The organism is Allobosea sp. MMO-172 (assembly GCF_037147855.1).
Classification (GTDB): Bacteria; Pseudomonadota; Alphaproteobacteria; order Rhizobiales; family Beijerinckiaceae; genus Allobosea.
On sequence record NZ_JBBCUM010000012.1, the window covers coordinates 71,326 to 91,335 of the forward strand.

The following is a 20,010-nucleotide window of genomic DNA, read 5'->3' on the forward strand; positions in this document are numbered from 1 at the left end:
CCTGACAGGGCGTTGCGCAGCGTGATGCGCTAGAGTTCACAGTCACGAATCAGGAACAATCGGTTGGCAATGGCGGATAACGGCGATCTTTTCGGCTCGGAGCCGGAGCGGCCCGACGCGGCAAGCCCGCGGCCGGAAGCGCGCCCGCCCGCCGCAAGCCCCAAGGCCGCGCCGGCGCCCGTCGCCCCGGCCCGCAACGGCACGCTGTCCGAGGCCGGCTACGATGCCTCCGCCATCGAGGTTCTCGAAGGGCTGGAACCAGTCCGTCGCCGGCCGGGCATGTATATCGGCGGCACCGATGAGCGCGCCCTGCACCATCTCTTCGCCGAGGTGATCGACAACGCCATGGACGAGGCGGTGGCGGGCCACGCCACCTTCATCGATGTCGAACTATTCGAGGACGGCTCGCTTGCCGTGACGGATAACGGCCGCGGCATCCCGGTCGATCCGCACCCGAAATTCCCGGGCAAGTCGGCGCTCGAAGTCATCATGACGACGCTGCATGCCGGCGGAAAATTCGACTCGAAGGCCTATGAGACCTCGGGCGGCCTGCACGGCGTCGGCGTCTCCGTGGTCAACGCGCTGTCGGACCGGCTTGAGGTCGAGGTCGCGCGCGGCAAGACGCTCTACCGCCAGATCTTCTCGCGCGGCCTGCCGCAGGGGCCGCTGGAGACGGTCGGCGCCGTCGCCAACCGACGCGGCACCAGGGTGCGCTTCCATCCGGATGCGCAGATCTTCGGCGAGGGCGCGCATTTCTCCCCGGCCCGCCTGTTCAGGATGGCGCGCTCCAAGGCCTATCTCTTCGGCGGCGTCGAGATCCGCTGGACCTGCGCGCCATCGCTGCTGAAGCCCGAGGGCGATGTCGCGGCCGAGGCCGTGTTCCGCTTCCCCGGCGGCTTGCGCGACTATCTCGGCCGCGAGATCGAGGGCAAGGACCTCGTCGCCGAGCCGATCTTCTCCGGCAAGATCACCAAGGACGGCAGCCACGGCTCGCTCGAATGGGCGGTGGCCTGGCTCGCGACCGGCGAGGACGGCTTCTCGTCCTCGTACTGCAACACGATTCCGACGCCCGAGGGCGGCACGCATGAGCAGGGCCTGCGCATCGCGCTGCTGCGTGGCCTGCGCGACCATGCCGAGCGCATCGGCCAATCGAAGCGCATGGCGCAGGTCACTTCCGACGATGTCATGGCCACTTGCGCCGCCATGCTCTCGGTCTTCATCCGCGAGCCGGAATTCCAGGGCCAGACCAAGGACAAGCTCGCGACGCAGGAGGCGCATCGCATCGTCGAGAGCGCGGTGCGCGACGCTTTCGATCATTGGCTCGCGGCGGCCCCGCAGCAGGCCTTGCGCCTGCTCGACTGGTCGGTGGACCGGGCCGAGGAGCGCCTGCGCCGGCGCCTCGAAAAGGAAGTCTCGCGCAAGACCGCGACCCGGAAGCTGCGCCTGCCCGGCAAGCTCGCCGATTGCTCGAATGCTGGCGCGGCCGGCTCCGAGCTCTTCATCGTCGAGGGCGACTCGGCCGGCGGTTCGGCCAAGCAGGCGCGCAACCGCGCGAACCAGGCGATCCTGCCTTTGCGCGGCAAGATCCTCAACGTCGCCAATGCGACGCGCGAGAAGCTGAACCAGAACCAGCAGCTCGCCGATCTCATCCTGGCCCTGGGTTGCGGCATCGGCACGCAGTTCCGGGAGGACGACCTGCGCTACGAGAAGGTCATCGTGATGACCGACGCCGATGTCGACGGCGCCCATATCGCCTCGCTGCTGGTCACCTTCTTCTGGCGCCAGATGCCGCGTCTGATCGAGAAGGGGCATCTCTATCTCGCCGTGCCGCCGCTCTTCCGGCTCCAGCACGGCGGCAAGAGTGTCTATGCCCGCAACGATGCCCATAAGGACGAGCTGATCGAGACCGTCTTCAAGGGCAAGAAGCCAGAGATTTCGCGCTTCAAGGGCCTTGGCGAAATGATGCCAGCGCAGCTCAAGGAAACCACGATGGACCCGAGCAAGCGCATCCTGCTCAAGGTTATGGTGGACCACGAGGCCAAGGAGGAAACCTCCGACACGGTCGAGCGGCTGATGGGCAACAAGCCGGAAGCGCGCTTCGTCTTCATCCAGGAACGCGCCGCCTTTGCCGGCGAACTGATCGACCTGTGAGAGCTGAGCCCTGCATGTTTGCAGGGCTGGGGTCCAAGCCCGGCGGGCTGCCCGGCGCAATGTTTCCCGGCAGGGTTCGCGCATGTCGAACCCTCCCCACGCTCCGGACCGCCATGACCGCCGACACCACTCCAACTGGGACTGGCCACTGACGGCATGGGCGAGCCTGCTTCCCCTCCATCTGGACGCGACGGTGAACTGGCATCGCCAGCCGGACAGGCGTCCTGGGACGACATCCGGATCTTCAACGCCATCGCCGTCGGCGGGTCGATGGCCGTGGCGGCGGCGCAGCTAGGCCTGAGCGAGGCCACCGTCGCGCGCCGGCTCAAGGGCTTCGAAACCGAGCTTGGCCTGCAGCTCTTCACCCGCGAGGCCAACCGGCTGGTGCCGACCGTGATCGGCAGGGAGCTGGCCAGCGAGGCCGCCCTGGTCGAGGCCGCCGCCAAGCGTTTCGCGATCCGCGCCGATGCCGCCCGCCCGCGCGCCGACGCACCGGTCCGGATCACCGCCACCACCTCGATCAGCCTGCTGCTGACCATGAACGCGACCGCGATCTCGCAGGCGGCCGGCGGGGTCGAGATCGTGATCATCAGCACGCGCGACCGGCTCGACCTGGCGCGCGGCGAGGCCGATATCGCATTGCGGATGACGCGGGTTCCGGGCGAGCCCGGTCATTACGCCCAGAAGGTCGGGCGCCTGATGCAGACGCTCTATGTGCGCCGCGACGTCGACCCCGCGACGGCTCCGATCATCTCGGTCAATCGCGAGACCTCCTCGCGGATCGACGATCACATCATGGCCTATGCGGCAGGCCGCCCGATCGCGGCCCGCGTCGGCGATTCCGCGGCGCGCTACGAGAGCATCCGTTCGGCCGGGGCGCTGTCGATGGCGCCCTGTTTCATGGGCGATTCCGACCCGACGCTGCGCCGCCTCCAGTCGCCGCCCGAGGAAACCGGCGACGACATCTTTCTGGTCTCGCACGAGGTCTCGCGCCGCAGGCCTGGCGTCGCAGCCGTGCTGGCGGCCCTGCGCAAGCTCTTTAGGGATCATCAAGCTCGGCTTGCCGGCAGGGAGGTCCGCTCGGAGGGCGATTCCTAAAGGTCTCCGCAATCGGGCAAGACTTGGCTAACCATCCTTTTACTGCTCCGGGCGCATGGTGACGCAACGCTCGTGCTGTCACGGGCCACGGAGAGTGCGCCATGCGCCTGATCGAGATGTTCTGGAAGGACAACCGCGGCACGCTTGCCGCCGATATCGCCAAGGCCGGCGCGGCCATCGCCTTCCTGTCGGTCATCGCCGCCAATTTCCTGTCGAGCCAGACCGCTTCCCTCGACAAGGACCGGATGGCCGCCGTCAGCCTTGCCGCTTCGAAGCGCCAGCCCACCGACCCGATGATCACCGGCTCGATCGGCCAGACCGCCAACGCGACGAAGCTCGACCCCTGCGCCCTGCCCCGCTGACGGCGCTTAGCCGAGCCAGCGCAGCAGGTCCGCCGTCACGGCCTCCGGCGCCTCCAGTGTCGAGAGGTGACCGCAGCCCGGCACGACCGCGAGCCGTGCCGCCCCGCCGGCAAGGCCGGCCATTTCCTGCGCCTCGGCGACGGGCGTGATCTCATCCTCCTGCCCGACCAGAACCAGCGTCGGAATTGAGAGGTTCGCCAGCAAAGGCCGCGAATCCGGCCGCTTCATGATCGCTTTTTGCTGGCGCAAGAAACCTTCGGCCCCGATCTCGTCGGCCATCCGGCGCACCAGCAGGCGCAAGGGCTCGTCGGTCAGGCGCCCCGGCGCCACCAGCCTCTGCCAGAGCAGCGTCGTCACGTTGTCGAAGGCGCCCTTCTCGGCGAGCGCGATCATCTGCTGGCGCGGCTCGTTCGTCTCGGGCGTCGCCGGCTTGGCGCTGGTATCGAGCAAGGCAAGCCGCGTCACGCGCTCGGGCGCCTGCCGCAGGACCTCGAACGCGACATAGCCGCCCATCGACAGGCCACAGAGCGCGAAACGCGGCGGCGCGGCCGCAAGCAGGCGTTGCGCGATGGCGGGCAGCGTGTCGTCGCGGGCGTGATCGGCAACCAGGATCGGGCGTCCATCGGCGAGCGCGGGCCATTGCGGAGCATAGAGCGCGGCGTTGCAACTCAGGCCGGGAACGAGAACGAGCGGCTCCTTCATGAGGTTCAAGCAGTCCTTTCGAGGCTAGATGATTGACTTTGCCGCGTTTTCTTTGCATTCCACACGGGTCCGAAGGCGCGCAGGAACTGTCGTCGCGCCAACGTGGTGGTTGAGCAGGTCATCCCGCCGCGTTTCACCGACCCAGAAGAAGCACGATACGCGATGTCATTTGCCGAACTCGGCTTGAGCGAAAAGGTTCTGACGGCCGTCACGGCCGCAGGCTATAACACGCCGACCCCCATCCAGGCCCAGGCCATTCCGCATGTTCTTGCCCGCAAGGACGTTCTGGGCATCGCCCAGACCGGCACCGGCAAGACCGCGGCCTTCACGCTGCCGATGCTCACCATCCTGGAGACCGGCCGCGCCCGGGCCCGGATGCCGCGCACCCTGATCCTGGAGCCGACGCGCGAGCTTGCGGCACAGGTCGAGGAAAACTTCACCCGCTACGGCGTCAACCAGAAGCTCTCGGTCGCGCTCCTGATCGGCGGCGTCTCCTTCGGCGACCAGGACGCCAAGATCACCCGCGGCGTCGACGTGCTGATCGCGACGCCCGGCCGCCTGCTCGATCATGTCGAGCGCGGCAAGCTCCTGCTGACCGGCGTCGAGCTGCTCGTCATCGACGAGGCCGACCGGATGCTCGACATGGGCTTCATCCCGGACATCGAGCGGATCTGCAAGCTCGTGCCCTTCACGCGCCAGACGCTGTTCTTCACCGCGACCATGCCGCCGGAGATCACCCGCATCTCTGAGCAGTTCCTGCACAATCCGGTGCGTGTCGAGGTTTCCCGTCCTGCGACCGCCGCCGCGACGATCACCCAGCGCCTCATCGCCTCGAACGCGCAGGATTTCGAGAAGCGCGAGACGCTGCGCAAGCTGATCAAGGGTGCGGTCGACCTCCAGAACGCGATCGTCTTCTGCAACCGCAAGCGCGATGTCGCGACGCTGCACAAGTCGCTGCAGCGCCATGGCTTCCCGGCCGTCGCGCTCCATGGCGACATGGACCAGTATGCCCGTATGGCGGCGCTGGAATCCTTCCGCACCGGCGAGAACCCGATTCTCGTCGCTTCGGACGTCGCGGCACGCGGCCTCGATATCCCGGCCGTCAGCCATGTCTTCAATTTCGACGTGCCGACCCATGCCGAGGATTATGTCCACCGCATCGGCCGCACCGGCCGCGCCGGCCGCTTGGGCTCTGCCTTCACGATCGTCACGCGCCATGACGACAAGCTCGTCTCCGCCGTCGAGAAGCTGACCGGCCAGACCATCGCCTTCGAAGGCCCCGGCCTCGACGCCCTGCCTCCGGGCCAGCCGCGCGAGGAACGCCGTGGCGGGCGCCGGGACGACAAGCGCTCATCGTCGCGCGATGGCCGCGGGCGGCCGGAGCGTGGCGCGCGCGCAGAGTCCAGGCCTGCGCGGCTGGACGAACCCGAGAGCGAGGCCGATGCGCCGCGCAAGCCTCGCCGCGTGCCGATCCGGCCCGATTCCGAAACGGCAGCCCCACCGCCGGCTGCGCGCACTCATGACGAGCACCGTCGCGGGCGCGGCTCGCGTGGCCGCGACGACGATGACGGCCCGCAGGTGAAGGGGCTGGGCGATCACGTCCCGGCGTTCCTGCTGCGCCCGACACGTGTCGGATAACGTTACGGCATCAACCCGTTTTTAACGACATCGCCCTAGATTGCGTTTCGTCGCGGCGGGATGACCTTCGCGACGGACGGGCGCATGCCGCCGTATATGCGGACAGGATGTCCCGCTTCGATTGTTTGATCGAAGCTGACGTGGCCGAAGGCCGCGACCCGGCTTCATACCGGATGGCGAAGGCATGGACGACCTGGTTTCGGTTCCCGCCCGCACTGATGATCTCGCCGAGCGCGTCGTCGCGGCGATGCGAGAGCATGGCTCGCCGAGTTATCCGCGCGCCTTCGAGGTCTGGTACGCTCATCTGAGCGGCGAGATTCCGGCTGTCAGCATCGCGATGAACGCGATCATCACCGGCAGCGACGGCAAGGTCTCCGCCGCCGATATCGACAGCCTCTATGAGCGCTTCATCAGCACCGAGCGTTTCTCGCGCCAGGCGGAGCGCACGAGCCTGCAGGTACTCAGCGAGATCGACTCGATGATGGGCCTCGTCGACAAGGCGCTTGGCTCCAGCGAGCTCTATCACGGCCGTCTCTGCGCCATGTCCGAGGATGTGCCGCCGGCGACCGATCGCCACAAGCTGCGCGAATGGGTCGAGGCGCTGGTGATGTCGACCCGCGAGGAAGTCACGCGCAAAGCCCAGCTCGAGGCGGAACTGCGCAACAGCTCGAACGAGATCCGCAATCTGCGCGAGGCGCTGGAATCGACGCGCGCCGAAGCCCTCACCGACCCGCTGACCGGGCTCGCCAACCGCCGCCATTTCGAGGAGATGCTGCAGAAGTCGATCGATCAGGCGACGCTGCGCCGCGAGCCCTTCGCGCTGGTCATGGCCGATATCGACTTCTTCAAGCGCTTCAACGATGCCCATGGCCACCTCACGGGCGACCAGGTGCTGCGCCTCGTCGCGCGCACGATGAAGGACAAGTTCAAGGACAAGGCGATCATCACCCGCTTCGGCGGCGAGGAATTCGCCATCATCCTGCCGGAGGCCGACCTGATCGCCGGCAAGTTCGGCGCCGAGACGGTGCGCCAGGCGCTGCTGACGCGCGAGCTGATCAAGCGCTCGACCAACGTGAATCTCGGCCGCATCACCATCTCGCTCGGCGTCGCCAGCTATCGCCGCGGCGACACGGCCGGCTCCTTGGTGGACCGGGCCGACCAGTCGCTGATGCAGGCCAAGCGCGACGGCCGCAACCGCACCGTGACCGAGGACGCGCTGGAAACGACGCCCCGCGTCGCCTGAGCCGGTTCAGGGCGCCGTCAGGGCGCTCTCGCTGCGCGGCTTGATCTCGACGGATTCGCCGCAGCCGCAGGCCGAGACCTGATTGGGGTTGTTGAAGACGAAGGTCGAGGAGAATCGATCCGTCTTGAAGTCGAGCTCGGTGCCGAGCAGGAACAGCACGGCCTTGGCATCGACGACCACCGTCGCGTCCTTGTCGCTCACGAGCTCGTCGCCCTTGTTGACCGCGCGTGCGATCTCGAAGGTGTACTCCATGCCGGCGCAGCCGCCCTTCTTGACGCCGACCTTGAGGCCGAGCGCCGGAGCATCCCCACCGGAGGATTGCGCCATGATCTCGCGGATGCGGGCCGCCGCGGCGTCGGTCAGCGAAATGACCTTCAGGCCCGGTATCGAAAACATCTGTTTCCCTCCTCGACCGGGTTCAAGGCCCGGTGAAGCAAGATTGTTCCCGACAACATAGGGATCGGCAGGGCTTTCGTCGAGATGCGGATGGCGCGCCATGCGCCCGCGATCCAGCCCCTGCCCGCCTCACGCATTGCGGAACCGCCCGGCTCATGCACTCTGGCGCCTGAGAACCCCCGAGGCTCCAAGACCTCTTCCGACAAGATCTCTTCCAAACGGCAGGAACACCATGGCGCATCGTCTGCATCGCCCCGAATCGCTGCATGCCCTCGTCCGCGACATGGTCGTAAAGGCCGGCTGGACCGAGGCCGAGGCGCAGGAGACGGCCGATCATCTGGTTCTCGCCAATCTCAGCGGCCATGACAGCCACGGCGTCGGCATGCTGCCGCTCTATTTCCAGTCGCTGGCGGACGGCAATCTCAGCCCGGCTTCGCAACCGCAGACGCGCGTCGACGCGGCGCCCTTCCTGATCATCGACGGCAAGATCGCGCTCGGCCAGCCGAACGCGCGCAATGCCGTCGACCGGGCCATCACGATGGCGCAAGCGGGCGGCGTCGCCATCGTCAACCTGCTCGATTCCCATCACATCGGCCGCATCGGCCATTATGCCGAGGTCGCCGCCGAAGCCGGGCTGATCTCGTTCTTCTGGGTCAATGTCGCCGGCCGGCCGCCGATCGTCGCGCCCTATGCCGCCAAGGAGGCCCGCTTCGGCACCAATCCCCATGCGATCGGCGTCCCGGTGCCCGGCGGCGATCCGCTGATCCTCGACTTCGCCACCAGCCGCATGGCCCATGGCAAGGCCCGCGTCGCTCTCAACAAGGGCGAGCAGGTGGCGCCCGGCTACATCATCGACGGCGAGGGCCGCCCGACGACGGACCCGGCCCATGTCTTCGCCAGCCCCGACCACCCGCTCGGAGCGCTCCTGCCCTTCGGCGACCACAAGGGCGCCGGCCTCTCGCTGATCGCGGAACTGCTCTCGGCCGGATTGATGGGTGCGGCGCGCATCGACCAGAAGCCGCAGAAGACCTGGGTGATCAACTCGCTCTTCGGCGTCATCATCGATCCAGCCCGGCTGGAGCCCAATGCGGAGCTGCGCCGCAGCCGCACCGAGAGCTATCTCGCCTTCGTTCGGGCGGCGAAGCCGATGGATCCGGCCAATCCGGTGCTGGCGCCCGGCGATAAGGAGCGCAAGGTCAGGACCGAGCGGCAGGTCGCGGGAATCCCCCTCGACGACGAGACCTGGTCGCAGATCGTGGCCGCCGCGAAGCAGCACGGCATCGATGCCGAGAGCTACTGAGCATGTCGCCCGAAGCCTATAACGCCTTCTGCGCCTCGCTGCCCGCCACCAGCCATGTCGTGCAATGGGGCGGTGCCGATGTCTGGAAGGTCGGCGGCAAGGTCTTCGCCATCGGCCGGCAGCAGGAGGATGGCGAGATGGCCGTCTCCTTCAAATGCTCGCCGATGGCCTTCGATATCCTCGGCGAGCAGCCGGGCCTCAGGCCCGCGCCTTATCTCGCCTCGCGCGGCATGAAATGGATCCAGTGGCTTACCGACGAGAGCATGCCGGACGATGCCCTGCGCGACTATCTTGCCGAGAGTTACCGCCTCGCCGCCGCCGGGCTGACGAAGCGGGTGCGAGCCGAGCTCGGGCTGGGTTAGGCAGCAGGGGCCGTTGCAGGTCTAGAACGCCCCTTGTCATTCCGGGGCTTCGCAGAGCGAAGAACCCGGAACCCACGACCGGGCGAGCCCTTGCGATCTGCTTGTCGAAGCGTTGCACCCCGTCGTGGGTTCCGGGTTCGCGCCTGCTGCGCGCCCCGGAATGACAAAGGTAGCGCCTATAGCAGCGCTTCGCCGCGGAACATCGGCACGCAACCACCGCCGACCCGCGAGCGGAACCCGTCCGCCGCGCGGCGCGACGTGACGTTCAGCCGGCTCGGGCGGCCCATCTCGACGCCCTGCGTGATGGTGTAGGCAGCCTCGTCGACGCCATCGAGCGACAGGAGCAGCGCGCCCAGCGTGGCGCTGGCGCTGCCGGTGGCGGGGTCCTCCCAGGTACCGGCCAGCGGCGCGAACATCCGGGCGCGGATGGCATTGCCGTCACGAGCATAGAGGAACAACGACAGCCGGCCCTGCAATTCCGGATTCTGCCCTTCGAGCTTGCGGAAAGCGGGAATGTCGGGCGTCGCGCCTGCAAGCGCGGCCGGCGCGATTTGCGCCAGCACGAATTTCACGCCGAGCGAGGCCTGGACCGGCTTATGGCCGCTGGTGACGATGTCGGATGCCGCAACGCCAGCGCAAGCAGCGATCCCATCGACGGGCAATTCGATGCCGAGCGACAAAGCCTGTGGCGCGGCTATGACCGCACCCGTCACAGATCCGGCCGCATCGCGCTCGACGGCGATCTCGACCGGCCCGGCCATCTGCTCGAAGCGCAGCACGCCGTTGCGATCACGGCCATGGCGCGCCAGCACGCAGGCCGTGCCGACATTGGGATGGCCGGCGAAGGGCATCTCGGCTGTGCGATGGAAGATGCGCACACGCGCATCATTGGCCGGATCGTCCGGCGGCAGGACGAAGGTCGTCTCGCTATAGTTCATCTCCGCCGCGAGCGACTGCATCTGAGCATCCGAGAGCCCGTTTGCATCGGTGAAGACGGCAAGCTGGTTGCCGCCGAAGGGGCGGTCGGTGAAGACGTCGACGGTCTCGTAGGGAAAGCTCGGCATGGCAGGCTCCGATGGCGACAGGCGCGCGTCCGGTCTTGATGCCATTCTTCGCCAGCCGGGAATAATGAAGGTCGATCATGCGATCGATCACGCAGACGCGCGATCGGCGCTCGCCGTCACAGCAGGAAATGGAAGCCGAAGCCGAATATGACGAAACCGGCTGCGACGACCTGCGCGATGAAGAGCGGTTTCAGCCGGAACGACTGCGCGGCCTGAAATTCCGCGCGCTCGGCGCGTGACATCCGCTCGCGGGCCTTGAACTGCTCGGCCAAGGCGGACGGATCGCTGCTCGCCCCGTCGCGCTCGAGGTCCATTCGCACGGCGATGAAACCGATGATGAGGCCGAGCACGCCGAGGCCGAAGAAACCGACCAGCCGCAACGAGGCGTAGAAAACCCCGATCAGCAAAGCTGCCAGGAAGGGAAAGACCAGATAGTCCCACTTCGTCGCGCGCATGCTGCATCATGCGCGACAGCCACGCAGCGGTCCAGAGTATCGGGCTGAATAGCGCATTCAGCCCGATACTCTTGTTCTTTCATTTTGAATCGGCTTGCCCGAAAACCGCATTCCACTTTTCGGGCCGATGCCGAGGCCTCACCACATGTCGAGCGCGACGCGAGCCTCATCCGACATGCGCGACTGATCCCAGGGCGGATCGAAGGTCATGTTGACGGTGACGCCGGCAACGCCCGGAACGGCGCCGACCGCGTTCTCGACCCAGCCGGGCATTTCGCCGGCCACCGGACAGCCCGGCGCGGTCAGCGTCATGTCGATCGTGATCTGCCGGTCGTCGGCGATGTCGACGCGGTAGATCAGGCCAAGCTCGTAGATGTCCGAGGGAATCTCGGGGTCGTAGACCGTCTTCAGCGCGGCCACGATATCGTCGGTCAGCCGGTCGATCTCCTCGGGCGGCAACGCGGTGCCCTTGCCCATGGCGGGGGCGTTCGGCTTCAGGTCTTCAGCGACGCTGTCGGTCATCTCTTCAAATCCCGGTCAGGCGAACAGGCTCTCGGCCTTCCGCAGGGCATCGACCAGCTTGTCCACCTCTTCGAGCGTGTTGTAGAGCCCGAAGGAGGCACGGCAGGTCGATGTCACCCCATATCGTGCCAAAAGCGGCATGGCGCAATGGGTGCCGGCACGCACTGCGACACCGGCACGGTCGATCACGGTCGCGACGTCATGGGCATGGGCGCCCTTCATCTCGAAGGCGACGATCGCACCCTTCTCCCGCGCCTTGCCGAAGATGCGGATCGAGTTCATCTCGCCGAGCCGCTCCATCGCATAGGCGCCGAGCTTGGCCTCGTGAGCGGCGATGTTCTCGCGGCCGAGCGCCATCATGTAGTCGAGCGCGGCGCCGAGGCCGACCGCCTCGACGATCGCCGGCGTACCGGACTCGAAGCGATGCGGCGGGTCGTTATAGGTGACGCTGTCTTCACTGACGGTGACGATCATCTCGCCGCCCCCCTCGTAAGGCGGCAGCTTGTCGAGCCATTCCTTCTTACCCCACAGGATGCCGGAGCCGGTCGGGCCATAGGTCTTGTGGCCGGTGAAGGCGTAGAAATCACAGCCCAGCGCCTGCACGTCGACCGGCAGGTGCACTGCGCCCTGGCTGCCGTCGACCACCAGCGGAATGCCGTAGGACCGGCAGATCGCGGCGACCTCGGCGATCGGGATGATCGTGCCGATCGCATTCGACATCTGGGTCAGCGATACCACCTTGGTGCGCGGCGAGATCAGCTTCTCGAATTCCTCGATGAGGAAATTGCCGTCCTCGTCGATGGGCGCCCATTTGATCACGGCGCCATGGCGCTCGCGCCAGTAGTGCCAGGGCACGATGTTGGAATGGTGCTCCAGGATCGAGAGAATGATCTCGTCGCCTTCCTGGATCTGCAGGTGACGCCCGAGCGACGACGCCACCGTGTTCAGCGCGCCGGTGGAGGAGCGCGTGAACACGATCTCCTCCAGATGCGCCGCGTTCAGGAAACGGCGCGCGCTTTCGCGCGCCGCCTCATAGGCTTCCGTCGACGCGTTGGCGAGATAGTGCAGGCCGCGATGGACATTGGCGTAGTCCTCCCGCATCAGCCGCGTCATCGCCTCGATCACCGCTTCCGGCTTCTGGGCCGAGGCGGCGTTGTCGAGATAGACCAGCGGCTTGCCATAGACCTCCCGGCTCAGGATCGCGAAATCCTTGCGGATGGCCTGGACATCGTAGGGCTTCGCCAGCGCGTTCATCGGTTCAGGCCTTTCCGGGCGTTGCCGGAGCCTTGTCGGCGACGAGTTCGCCGCCATGGCCCCAATCCTCGCGCTCGATCTCCTGGATCACGATATGGGTGTTCTGCGGGTTCTTGCCGAGCACCTTGACCAGCGTTTCCGTGAATTCCTTCACGATCTGCGCCTTCTGCTGGCGCGACGCGCCCTTGGTGATCTGGAGATTGATGTAGGGCATCAGACGGTGCTCACCTCGGAAGCGGCCTCGCGGGCCTTCAGCCACGACTCGACCTCGCCGATCACGAGATCGCGCACATCTTCATCCGTGATGAACTCGACCGCCTCGCCGGCGAAGGCCTGCAGCACCAGCGCCTCGGCCTGCGGCCGCGGCAGACCGCGCGCCATCAGGTAGAAGAGCTGCTCGCCATCGATCTGGGCGACCGTCGCGCCATGGCCGCAGACCACGTCGTCGGCGAAGATCTCCAGCTCGGGCTTATTGTACATCGAGGCGCCGTCGTTGAGCAGCAGCGCGTTGCTCTTCATGCCGCCATCGGTCTTCTGCGCGTATTTGCGCACGATGACCTTGCCCTGGAACACGCCGGTGGCCTCGCCGCCCGCGATCGTCTTGAACAATTCGCGGCTGGTGCCGTGCGGCACCTCGTGGTCGACGATCAGTGTGACGTCGGAATGCTGGGCCTTGTTGATCAGGTTGACGCCGCGCAGGCCGATCTCGGTATGCTCGCCGGCATAGCGGACGAAATGCTGCTGGCGCACGGTGCCGGCATTGCAGATCAGCGCGAAGGAATCGAACTTCGCCTGCGCCCCGACCGTGGCGAGCAGGCTCTGCACCTCGACCGTCGCCGCCTGCTGGCGGGTGACGATGCGGATATGCTGGACCTCGCTCTCGTCGCCGGTCTCGAAGACGATGGCGCCGTTGATCTGCTGCGCAGCCTTGCCGGCTGCCTCGCTGACCTCGACGATCGTGCCCTTGACGCCCTTGCCGGCCAGCACGACCGAGCGGTGGAACACCGCCCGCTCTTCCTCGCCGGAAGCCAGCGCGACGATCACGATCCGCTGCTCCAGCTCGACGCCCTCAGCGATCTCGACGAAGACGCCGTCGCGCATCAGCGCGGTGTTGAGCGCGAGGCCCATGTCGTCATGGCCGACCGAGGGACCGGCCAAGATGCGGGTCAGGTCCTCGCGCGGCGACACCAGCGCCTCGGCGAGCGACTGCACCGAGACGCCCTCGGGGATCGCATCGAGAGTCGAGAGTTCCGGCGCGAAGATGCCGTCGACCAGCACGAGGCGCAGGCCGTCGAGTTTCAACGCGGCAAGGCGAGCCTTGACCGCCGCCGTGACGGCCGCGCCGCCGGCAAGCGGGCGCGCCTCGCGCAGCAGCGTGCGCAGGTCGGTATAGCGCCAGGATTCGAGCCGGCGATGCGGCAGGCCCTTGGCCTCGAAGCCGGCGAAGGCGTCCTCGCGCAGCTTGCGCACGGCCGGACCGCCCGGCAGCTCGGCCTTGCTGTCAGCGTATTGCTGGACGAGCTGCTGTTCGGCAGCCGTCTTCAGCGGGGTGACGATGGCCATTACGCCGCCTCCCCATAGGCCGCGTAGCCCGACTTCTCGAGTTCCAGAGCCAGCTCCTTGCCGCCGGTCTTCACGATCCTGCCCTTCGACATGACGTGGACGGTGTCCGGCACGATATGGTCGAGCAGGCGCTGATAGTGGGTGATGACGAGGAAGCCGCGGTTCTTGTCGCGGAGCGCATTGACGCCCTCGGCGACGATGCGCAGCGCGTCGATATCGAGGCCGGAATCGGTCTCGTCGAGGATGCACATGGACGGCGAAAGCAGAGCCATCTGAAGGATTTCCATGCGCTTCTTCTCACCGCCGGAGAAGCCGACATTGAGCGGGCGGCGCAGCATGTCCTTGGCGATGCCGAGCTTGTCGGCGGCGGCGTTGACCTGCTTGATGAAGTCCGGCGTCAGCAGCTCGTCCTGCCCGCGCGCCTTGCGCTGCGCGTTCATGGCCGCCTTCAGGAAGGTCATGGTGGCGACGCCGGGGATCTCCAGCGGATACTGGAAGGCGAGGAAGATGCCGGCGGCGGCGCGGGCATCGGCCTCCATCTCCAGCACGTTCTCGCCGTTGAGGAGGATCTCGCCGTCGAGGACCTCATAGTCCTCCTTGCCGGCGATGACATAGCTCAGCGTCGACTTGCCGGAGCCGTTCGGCCCCATGATGGCGGCGACCTCGCCGTCGTTCACGGTGAGGTTCAGGCCGTTGAGGATCTGCTTGTCCTCGTCGGCGATCTTGACGACCAGATTGCGAATTTCGAGCATTGTTTCGTTCCTGTGTCATCCCGTGCGCGGTGCTGCGCGAAGCAGTGCGCCGCTGGTGCGGGATCGTTTTGTCCAGTGATTATTCCAATGACGGTGCCGCATCTGCGTCACAGCACCATGTGCCGCGGCGCGTGCGGGAAGACCGCCGTTATCCAACCGAGCCTTCGAGCGAGATCGTGATCAGCTTCTGCGCCTCGACGGCGAATTCCATCGGGAGCTGCTGCAGCACCTCCTTGACGAAGCCGTTGACGATCAGCGCCACCGCCTCCTCCTCGGAGAGGCCGCGCTGCTGGCAGTAGAACATCTGGTCCTCGCCGATCTTCGACGTGGTCGCCTCATGCTCGAAGATCGCGGTCGCGGTCTTGGCCTCGATATAGGGGATGGTGTGCGCGCCGCACTGGTCGCCGATCAGCAGCGAGTCGCAGTTGGTGAAGTTGCGCGCGCCCGTCGCCTTGCGATGGGCCGAGACGATGCCACGATAGGTCGAGTCCGACTTGCCGGCGGCAATGCCCTTGGCGATGATCTTCGAGGTCGTGTTCTTGCCGAGATGCAGCATCTTGGTGCCGCTATCGACCTGCTGCATGCCGTTCGACACCGCGATCGAGTAGAACTCGCCGCGCGAGCCGTCGCCGCGCAGGATGCAGGACGGATACTTCCAGGTGATCGCCGAGCCGGTCTCGACCTGCGTCCACGAGATCTTCGAGTTCTTGCCGCGGCAATCGCCGCGCTTGGTCACGAAGTTGTAGATGCCGCCCTTGCCCTCGGCATCGCCGGGGAACCAGTTCTGCACGGTCGAGTACTTGATCTCGGCATCGTCGAGCGCGATCAGCTCGACCACCGCGGCGTGGAGCTGGTTCTCGTCGCGCTTCGGCGCCGTGCAACCTTCGAGATAGCTGACATAGGCGCCCTCGTCGGCGATGATCAGCGTGCGCTCGAACTGGCCGGTATTCTGCTCGTTGATGCGGAAATAGGTCGACAGCTCCATCGGGCAACGCACGCCCTTGGGGATGTAGACGAAGGAGCCGTCGGTGAAGACCGCGCTGTTCAGTGTCGCGAAATAGTTGTCCGTCACCGGAACGACCGTCGCGAGGTACTTCTTCACCAGCTCGGGATACTCCTGGATTGCTTCGGAGATCGAGCAGAAGATCACGCCGGCCGCAGCCAACTCCTTCTTGAAGGTCGTGACCACCGAGACGGAATCGAACACCGCATCGACCGCGACGCGGTTCTCAGGGGCGACGCCGGCCAGGATTTCCTGCTCGCGCAGCGGGATGCCGAGCTTCTTGTAGGTCTCCAGAATCGCCGGATCGACCTCGTCGAGCGATTTCGGCGAGGCGCCCTTCTTCGGCGCGGCGTAGTAATAGAGGTCCTGGTAGTCGATCGGCGGGTAGTTCACGCGCGACCAGGTCGGCTCGGTCATGGTCTTCCAGCGGCGGAAGGCGTCGAGACGCCATTCCAGCATCCATTCCGGCTCGTTCTTGCGCGCCGAGATATAGCGGACCGTGTCCTCGGTGAGGCCCTTGGCCGGCTTCTCGACCTCCAGCTCCGTGACGAAGCCGTATTTATACTCGGTCACGTCGATCGACTTGACCTGATCGATGGTCTCCTGGACCGCTGCCATTTCTCAGTCTCCAGTGCGGGTTCAAGGCCCGCCGGTGTGGTCTTCGTTTTGCGGAACGCGTCAGGCGGCAGCCCGGGCGCTCCGATCGGGGTGCGCGGCCACGAGCTTTTCGTAGGCCGCGAGAAAGAGATCGATATCCGCCTCGCAGGTGGTCCATCCGAGCGATGCCCGCAAGGCCCCTGCGCTCATGGCGGGGTCGATTTTCATCGCATCGAGCACATGCGAGCGCTTGACCTTGCCGGACGAGCAGGCCGAGCCGGACGAGAGCGCCGCGCCGGCGAGGTCGAGCTTGATCAGCACGGTCTCGGCCTTGAAGCCCGGGGTCGCGAAGGCGCTGGTATTGGGCAGGCGTGGCGCAGCCTGAGCGAAGATCGCCGTCTCCGGCGACCGCGCTGCAAGACCCGCCTCCAGGCGATCGCGCAGGCCGGCAAGCCGCGCGGCCTCCTCGGCCAGAAGCTTGCCGGCGATCTCCGCCGCCGCGCCGAAGCCGATGATCCCCGGCAGGTTTTCGGTCCCGGCGCGCCAGCCACGCTCCTGCCCGCCGCCACGCATGGGCTTGTCGGCCAACTCGAGCGCGCCTGTGCGGAAAACGATCGCGCCGACGCCCTTCGGGCCGCCGATCTTGTGGGCCGAGAGCGTCAGCACGTCGGCGCCGAGCGCCATGATGTCGATGGCGATCTTGCCGGCGGCCTGCACGGCATCGCTGTGTAGCAGGCCGCCATGGCGATGGACGATGTCGGCCGCCTCGGCGACAGGCTGGATCACGCCGGTCTCGTTATTGGCGAGATGGATCGAGACGAGCGCGCGGGCGCCGGAGTTCTCGGCGACGAAGCGCGTCAGCCGCCCATCGAGCCAGGCGAGGTCGATGAGGCCATGGCCGTCGACCGGGATCGCCTCGACGGCGTTGGCCAGAAAGCGATGCCCATCGCGCACGCAGGCATGTTCGGTCGCGCCGTGAAGGAGAAGCGTCGCAGGCGTCCGCACGCAATCGCGCCCGCCGTCGCAATCCATCAGGCCGGGCGAGAGCACCGCGACATTCGCTTCGGTGCCGCCGCTGGTGAAGACGACGTTCGAGGCCTTGGCCCCGACGAGCCTGGCAACCTGCTCGCGTGCCCGCTCCATGGCGGCGCGCGCGGCACGTCCCTCGCCATGGACGGAGGACGGATTGCCCGGCAGCGTCAGCGCATGCGCGACCGCTTCCACCACCTCCGGGCGCACCGGGGTCGTGGCATTATGGTCGAGATAGGCGCGTCCCGCCGTCACGATCCTGCCTGCTCCATCATCATCCGCTCGGCCCGTCGATACGAAATGCTTGAAATCGCACCTGTGCGCCGTGCTATAGCCGCCCATCCGAACCGGCCGGAACGGTCGAAACGCGGCTCGCTTGAGCGATCCACCGTTTTGTTCTCGACTTGTTCACGGCTGTTAGAACTATTCTAAGCGCTCTTCATCTAGGGCGCGCATGGTGGCGCCGTCAAGGGCGGCCGGGTTTCGAGCAGGCATGCGCCCGCTTTCTGCCCGCCCGCGCCGGCACTGCCGCAAGAAGCGGTGAGACGATGCCAGAGGTTATCTTCAACGGGCCCGCAGGCCGGATCGAGGGTCGCTACCAGCCCGCCAAGAAGCGGGGTGCGCCGCTCGCGATCATCCTGCACCCGCACCCGCAATTCGGCGGGACGATGAACAACCAGATCGTCTACAACCTGTTCTACACCTTCGTGAACCGTGGGTTCTCGGCGCTACGCTTCAATTTCCGCGGCGTCGGCCGCAGCCAGGGCCATTTCGACCATGGCGCGGGCGAGCTTTCGGACGCGGCCGCCGCGCTCGACTGGATGCAGGCGCTCAATCCCGAGGCCAAGAGCTGCTGGATCTCCGGCGTCTCCTTCGGCGCCTGGATCGGCATGCAGCTGCTGATGCGCCGCCCGGAGATCGAGGGCTTCCTCTCGATCGCGGCGATGGCCAACCGCTACGACTTCTCGTTCCTGGCGCCCTGCCCGTCCTCCGGCCTGTTCGTCCACGGTTCGGAAGATCGCGTCGCGCCGGTCAAGGAAGTCATGGCGGTGATCGAGAAGGTGAAGACCCAGAAGGGCATCCAGATCGAGCATACGGTCGTGGACGGCGCCAACCACTTCTTCGACGGCAAGGTCGATGTGCTGATGAGCCAGGTCGGCGCCTATCTCGACGCCAAGGTCGGCCCCGAAATCCTCAAGACCGAGCAGGAACAGGCCTGAGCCTTCGGCTCGACGCCATGACGGGCAGCGTCATCTGCGCTGCCCGCGCCTCCGCCATGATCCAGTCGCGAAACAGCCGTATCTTGCGCTCGCGCTGACGCTCCGTCGGATAGACGATCCAATAGGCCCATTCGTCGGGGACCGCGTGCTCGACGGCGAAGACGAGCCGCCCGGCCGCGATGTCGTAAGCAAAGAGTTCCGGCACGGCCATCGCGACGCCATGCCCGCGCATCGCCGCCTGCACGCTCATCGCCTGCATCTCGAGCGACATCGAGCGCCCGCCCTGCCGGGGCATGTCGAGGCCGAGATCGGCGAACCAGTCCTTCCACGCTTCCTCGTCAGCGCTCAGCAGCGGCGCCCGCAGCAGGTCGGCGGGCTCGCGCAATTGCAGCCGTTCGCGCAGCTCCGGCGAACAGAGCGGCGCGTAATGGCAATCGAACAGCTTCTCCGCCGTGACGCCCGGCCATGAGCCCGGCCCGTAGCGCACGGCGAGATCGACGGCCTCGGTGGTGAAATCAACGAGATGCTGCGAGGTCCTGACCCTCACGGCGAATTGGGGGTTCTCGATCTGGAACTGCGCCAGCCGTGGTGACAGCCAGGTGATCGCCATCGTCTGCAGCGAGGAGATCGTCAGAACCGTCTGGTTCTCCTCGCAGATGTCGCGGAACACCGTCCCGATATCGTTCAGCGCCTTGCCTACGGGGCCGGCCAAGCGCTGGCCGATCGCCGTCAGCACGACCTGGCGCGGCTGTCGCACGAAGAGTGGCGCCCCGACACGGTCCTCCAGCAGCCTGATCTGATAGCTCACCGCCGCCTGCGTCATGCCGAGCTCCTCGGCAGCGCGGGTGAAGTTCTGGTGCCGCGCCGCTGCCTCGAAGACGCGGACCGCGGCAAGGGGCGGAAGCTTGGGTGGCGGCGGATGCGAAGGCATGCCGAAGCATAAGCCTGCTTTATGGCAGGTGACAATCTTCCGCTTTGTGCCCGCGCCCCGTCTGGCCCAGATTCACCTCACAAAGCAGGCGGTAGCACCTGCGCCCCAGAGGATCACATCATGGCTTGCGCTTCCCATGCGGGGCCGCTGGACACGTCCGGCGGCTCATCCCTCCTGCACGGCCTGTTCACGGCCTGGCAGCGTCATGCGGTCATCATCTGCACGCAGCACCGACTCGCGTCGCTGGACGATCGCGCGCTCTGCGATCTCGGCCTGCCGCGCGATGCGGTGCGGCCTCCGCGCCCTCGTGATTGTACCGATTTATGGCTCAACCGCCTTTCCGGAGGAGGTTGAGAGCGCTCTCGGCG

Annotated in this window: 21 protein-coding genes; 9 read left to right on the plus strand and 12 right to left on the minus strand. The window is 66.5% G+C overall.

The window, feature by feature from the left end; all coding sequences use genetic code 11:
• Window positions 1-69 precede the first annotated feature (69 nt).
• The 3 genes from parE to WFK61_RS17950 all read left to right on the plus strand — a co-directional run bounded on the left by parE (window position 70) and on the right by WFK61_RS17950 (window position 3,611).
• On the plus strand, window positions 70-2,151 hold the full coding sequence (parE, locus tag WFK61_RS17940; protein ID WP_336813446.1) for a DNA topoisomerase IV subunit B: 2,082 nt from the start codon (window positions 70-72) through the stop codon (window positions 2,149-2,151).
• Window positions 2,152-2,307: 156 nt separating this feature from the next.
• Entirely contained in the window at window positions 2,308-3,249 is a 942-nt protein-coding gene (locus tag WFK61_RS17945; RefSeq protein WP_336813447.1) for a LysR family transcriptional regulator, read from the plus strand.
• Between the two features lie 101 nt (window positions 3,250-3,350).
• Window positions 3,351-3,611 (plus strand): hypothetical protein, encoded by a 261-nt coding sequence (locus WFK61_RS17950; RefSeq protein ID WP_336813448.1) that lies wholly within the window; start codon window positions 3,351-3,353, stop codon window positions 3,609-3,611.
• Between the two features lie 6 nt (window positions 3,612-3,617).
• Here the strand turns inward: WFK61_RS17950 and WFK61_RS17955 are convergent, their stop codons facing one another.
• Window positions 3,618-4,313, minus strand: a complete 696-nt coding sequence (locus tag WFK61_RS17955; RefSeq protein ID WP_336813449.1) for an alpha/beta fold hydrolase — start codon at window positions 4,311-4,313, stop codon at window positions 3,618-3,620.
• Window positions 4,314-4,475: 162 nt separating this feature from the next.
• On the opposite strand from WFK61_RS17955, the gene WFK61_RS17960 reads away from it, so the two are divergent.
• Complete coding sequence (locus WFK61_RS17960; RefSeq protein ID WP_336813450.1) at window positions 4,476-5,951, plus strand: DEAD/DEAH box helicase; 1,476 nt, start codon at window positions 4,476-4,478, stop codon at window positions 5,949-5,951.
• A 184-nt stretch (window positions 5,952-6,135) separates the two neighbouring features.
• Window positions 6,136-7,194, plus strand: a complete 1,059-nt coding sequence (locus WFK61_RS17965) for a GGDEF domain-containing protein (RefSeq protein WP_336813451.1) — start codon at window positions 6,136-6,138, stop codon at window positions 7,192-7,194.
• A gap of 6 nt (window positions 7,195-7,200) precedes the next feature.
• Here WFK61_RS17965 and WFK61_RS17970 read toward each other — a convergent pair whose 3' ends face one another.
• Window positions 7,201-7,590, minus strand: coding sequence for a HesB/IscA family protein (locus WFK61_RS17970; protein ID WP_336813452.1), 390 nt, complete (start codon window positions 7,588-7,590; stop codon window positions 7,201-7,203).
• A 232-nt stretch (window positions 7,591-7,822) separates the two neighbouring features.
• Between WFK61_RS17970 and WFK61_RS17975 the strand changes: the two genes are divergently transcribed.
• Together WFK61_RS17975 and WFK61_RS17980 are read left to right on the plus strand one after the other, a co-directional pair.
• Window positions 7,823-8,890, plus strand: coding sequence for a malate/lactate/ureidoglycolate dehydrogenase (locus WFK61_RS17975; protein WP_336813453.1), 1,068 nt, complete (start codon window positions 7,823-7,825; stop codon window positions 8,888-8,890).
• Between the two features lie 2 nt (window positions 8,891-8,892).
• The gene (locus tag WFK61_RS17980) at window positions 8,893-9,252 is read left to right on the plus strand and encodes an MmcQ/YjbR family DNA-binding protein (protein WP_336813454.1); all 360 of its coding nucleotides are present in this window, start codon (window positions 8,893-8,895) and stop codon (window positions 9,250-9,252) included.
• A gap of 176 nt (window positions 9,253-9,428) precedes the next feature.
• Here WFK61_RS17980 and WFK61_RS17985 read toward each other — a convergent pair whose 3' ends face one another.
• The 9 genes from WFK61_RS17985 to WFK61_RS18025 all read right to left on the minus strand — a co-directional run bounded on the left by WFK61_RS17985 (window position 9,429) and on the right by WFK61_RS18025 (window position 17,749).
• Complete coding sequence (locus WFK61_RS17985; RefSeq protein WP_336813455.1) at window positions 9,429-10,316, minus strand: PhzF family phenazine biosynthesis protein; 888 nt, start codon at window positions 10,314-10,316, stop codon at window positions 9,429-9,431.
• A gap of 116 nt (window positions 10,317-10,432) precedes the next feature.
• Complete coding sequence (locus WFK61_RS17990; protein ID WP_336813456.1) at window positions 10,433-10,771, minus strand: hypothetical protein; 339 nt, start codon at window positions 10,769-10,771, stop codon at window positions 10,433-10,435.
• 138 nt (window positions 10,772-10,909) lie between these two features.
• Entirely contained in the window at window positions 10,910-11,293 is a 384-nt protein-coding gene (locus WFK61_RS17995) for an SUF system Fe-S cluster assembly protein (protein ID WP_293809717.1), read from the minus strand.
• Window positions 11,294-11,308: 15 nt separating this feature from the next.
• The gene (locus tag WFK61_RS18000; RefSeq protein ID WP_336813457.1) at window positions 11,309-12,547 is read right to left on the minus strand and encodes a cysteine desulfurase; all 1,239 of its coding nucleotides are present in this window, start codon (window positions 12,545-12,547) and stop codon (window positions 11,309-11,311) included.
• A gap of 4 nt (window positions 12,548-12,551) precedes the next feature.
• Window positions 12,552-12,761 carry a tautomerase family protein gene (locus tag WFK61_RS18005; protein ID WP_336813458.1) on the minus strand — a complete coding sequence of 70 codons (210 nt, stop codon included), beginning with the start codon at window positions 12,759-12,761 and terminating at the stop codon, window positions 12,552-12,554.
• A complete protein-coding gene (gene sufD, locus WFK61_RS18010; RefSeq protein WP_336813459.1) occupies window positions 12,761-14,110 on the minus strand; it encodes a Fe-S cluster assembly protein SufD in 1,350 nt (449 codons plus the stop codon). The genes WFK61_RS18005 and sufD overlap by 1 nt, the downstream gene beginning before the upstream one ends.
• Window positions 14,110-14,862 (minus strand): Fe-S cluster assembly ATPase SufC, encoded by a 753-nt coding sequence (gene sufC, locus WFK61_RS18015; protein ID WP_061967769.1) that lies wholly within the window; start codon window positions 14,860-14,862, stop codon window positions 14,110-14,112. The genes sufD and sufC overlap by 1 nt, the downstream gene beginning before the upstream one ends.
• Window positions 14,863-15,010: 148 nt before the next feature.
• The gene (sufB, locus tag WFK61_RS18020; RefSeq protein WP_336813460.1) at window positions 15,011-16,483 is read right to left on the minus strand and encodes a Fe-S cluster assembly protein SufB; all 1,473 of its coding nucleotides are present in this window, start codon (window positions 16,481-16,483) and stop codon (window positions 15,011-15,013) included.
• A 60-nt stretch (window positions 16,484-16,543) separates the two neighbouring features.
• Window positions 16,544-17,749: a cysteine desulfurase family protein gene (locus WFK61_RS18025; protein ID WP_336813549.1), complete on the minus strand. Its 1,206-nt coding sequence runs from the start codon at window positions 17,747-17,749 to the stop codon at window positions 16,544-16,546.
• A 290-nt stretch (window positions 17,750-18,039) separates the two neighbouring features.
• On the opposite strand from WFK61_RS18025, the gene WFK61_RS18030 reads away from it, so the two are divergent.
• Window positions 18,040-18,711, plus strand: a complete 672-nt coding sequence (locus WFK61_RS18030; RefSeq protein ID WP_047577045.1) for an alpha/beta hydrolase — start codon at window positions 18,040-18,042, stop codon at window positions 18,709-18,711.
• Here the strand turns inward: WFK61_RS18030 and gcvA are convergent.
• On the minus strand, window positions 18,686-19,642 hold the full coding sequence (gene gcvA / locus WFK61_RS18035; protein ID WP_336813461.1) for a transcriptional regulator GcvA: 957 nt from the start codon (window positions 19,640-19,642) through the stop codon (window positions 18,686-18,688). The genes WFK61_RS18030 and gcvA overlap by 26 nt on opposite strands.
• Before the next feature lie 120 nt (window positions 19,643-19,762).
• On the opposite strand from gcvA, the gene WFK61_RS18040 reads away from it, so the two are divergent.
• Complete coding sequence (locus WFK61_RS18040) at window positions 19,763-19,996, plus strand: YjiS-like domain-containing protein (RefSeq protein ID WP_336813462.1); 234 nt, start codon at window positions 19,763-19,765, stop codon at window positions 19,994-19,996.
• Window positions 19,997-20,010 lie beyond the last annotated feature (14 nt).

What these genes read in the sequence shown, in the direction of transcription:
- parE (WP_336813446.1), top strand. Translation starts at nt 70, where the DNA reads ATGGCGGATAACGGCGATCTTTTCGGCTCGGAGCCGGAGCGGCCCGAC.
- WFK61_RS17945 (WP_336813447.1), top strand. Translation starts at nt 2,308, where the DNA reads ATGGGCGAGCCTGCTTCCCCTCCATCTGGACGCGACGGTGAACTGGCA.
- WFK61_RS17950 (WP_336813448.1), top strand. Translation starts at nt 3,351, where the DNA reads ATGCGCCTGATCGAGATGTTCTGGAAGGACAACCGCGGCACGCTTGCC.
- WFK61_RS17955 (WP_336813449.1), bottom strand. Translation starts at nt 4,313, where the DNA reads ATGAAGGAGCCGCTCGTTCTCGTTCCCGGCCTGAGTTGCAACGCCGCG.
- WFK61_RS17960 (WP_336813450.1), top strand. Translation starts at nt 4,476, where the DNA reads ATGTCATTTGCCGAACTCGGCTTGAGCGAAAAGGTTCTGACGGCCGTC.
- WFK61_RS17965 (WP_336813451.1), top strand. Translation starts at nt 6,136, where the DNA reads ATGGACGACCTGGTTTCGGTTCCCGCCCGCACTGATGATCTCGCCGAG.
- WFK61_RS17970 (WP_336813452.1), bottom strand. Translation starts at nt 7,590, where the DNA reads ATGTTTTCGATACCGGGCCTGAAGGTCATTTCGCTGACCGACGCCGCG.
- WFK61_RS17975 (WP_336813453.1), top strand. Translation starts at nt 7,823, where the DNA reads ATGGCGCATCGTCTGCATCGCCCCGAATCGCTGCATGCCCTCGTCCGC.
- WFK61_RS17980 (WP_336813454.1), top strand. Translation starts at nt 8,893, where the DNA reads ATGTCGCCCGAAGCCTATAACGCCTTCTGCGCCTCGCTGCCCGCCACC.
- WFK61_RS17985 (WP_336813455.1), bottom strand. Translation starts at nt 10,316, where the DNA reads ATGCCGAGCTTTCCCTACGAGACCGTCGACGTCTTCACCGACCGCCCC.
- WFK61_RS17990 (WP_336813456.1), bottom strand. Translation starts at nt 10,771, where the DNA reads ATGCGCGCGACGAAGTGGGACTATCTGGTCTTTCCCTTCCTGGCAGCT.
- WFK61_RS17995 (WP_293809717.1), bottom strand. Translation starts at nt 11,293, where the DNA reads ATGACCGACAGCGTCGCTGAAGACCTGAAGCCGAACGCCCCCGCCATG.
- WFK61_RS18000 (WP_336813457.1), bottom strand. Translation starts at nt 12,547, where the DNA reads ATGAACGCGCTGGCGAAGCCCTACGATGTCCAGGCCATCCGCAAGGAT.
- WFK61_RS18005 (WP_336813458.1), bottom strand. Translation starts at nt 12,761, where the DNA reads ATGCCCTACATCAATCTCCAGATCACCAAGGGCGCGTCGCGCCAGCAG.
- sufD (WP_336813459.1), bottom strand. Translation starts at nt 14,110, where the DNA reads ATGGCCATCGTCACCCCGCTGAAGACGGCTGCCGAACAGCAGCTCGTC.
- sufC (WP_061967769.1), bottom strand. Translation starts at nt 14,862, where the DNA reads ATGCTCGAAATTCGCAATCTGGTCGTCAAGATCGCCGACGAGGACAAG.
- sufB (WP_336813460.1), bottom strand. Translation starts at nt 16,483, where the DNA reads ATGGCAGCGGTCCAGGAGACCATCGATCAGGTCAAGTCGATCGACGTG.
- WFK61_RS18030 (WP_047577045.1), top strand. Translation starts at nt 18,040, where the DNA reads ATGCCAGAGGTTATCTTCAACGGGCCCGCAGGCCGGATCGAGGGTCGC.
- gcvA (WP_336813461.1), bottom strand. Translation starts at nt 19,642, where the DNA reads ATGCCTTCGCATCCGCCGCCACCCAAGCTTCCGCCCCTTGCCGCGGTC.
- WFK61_RS18040 (WP_336813462.1), top strand. Translation starts at nt 19,763, where the DNA reads ATGGCTTGCGCTTCCCATGCGGGGCCGCTGGACACGTCCGGCGGCTCA.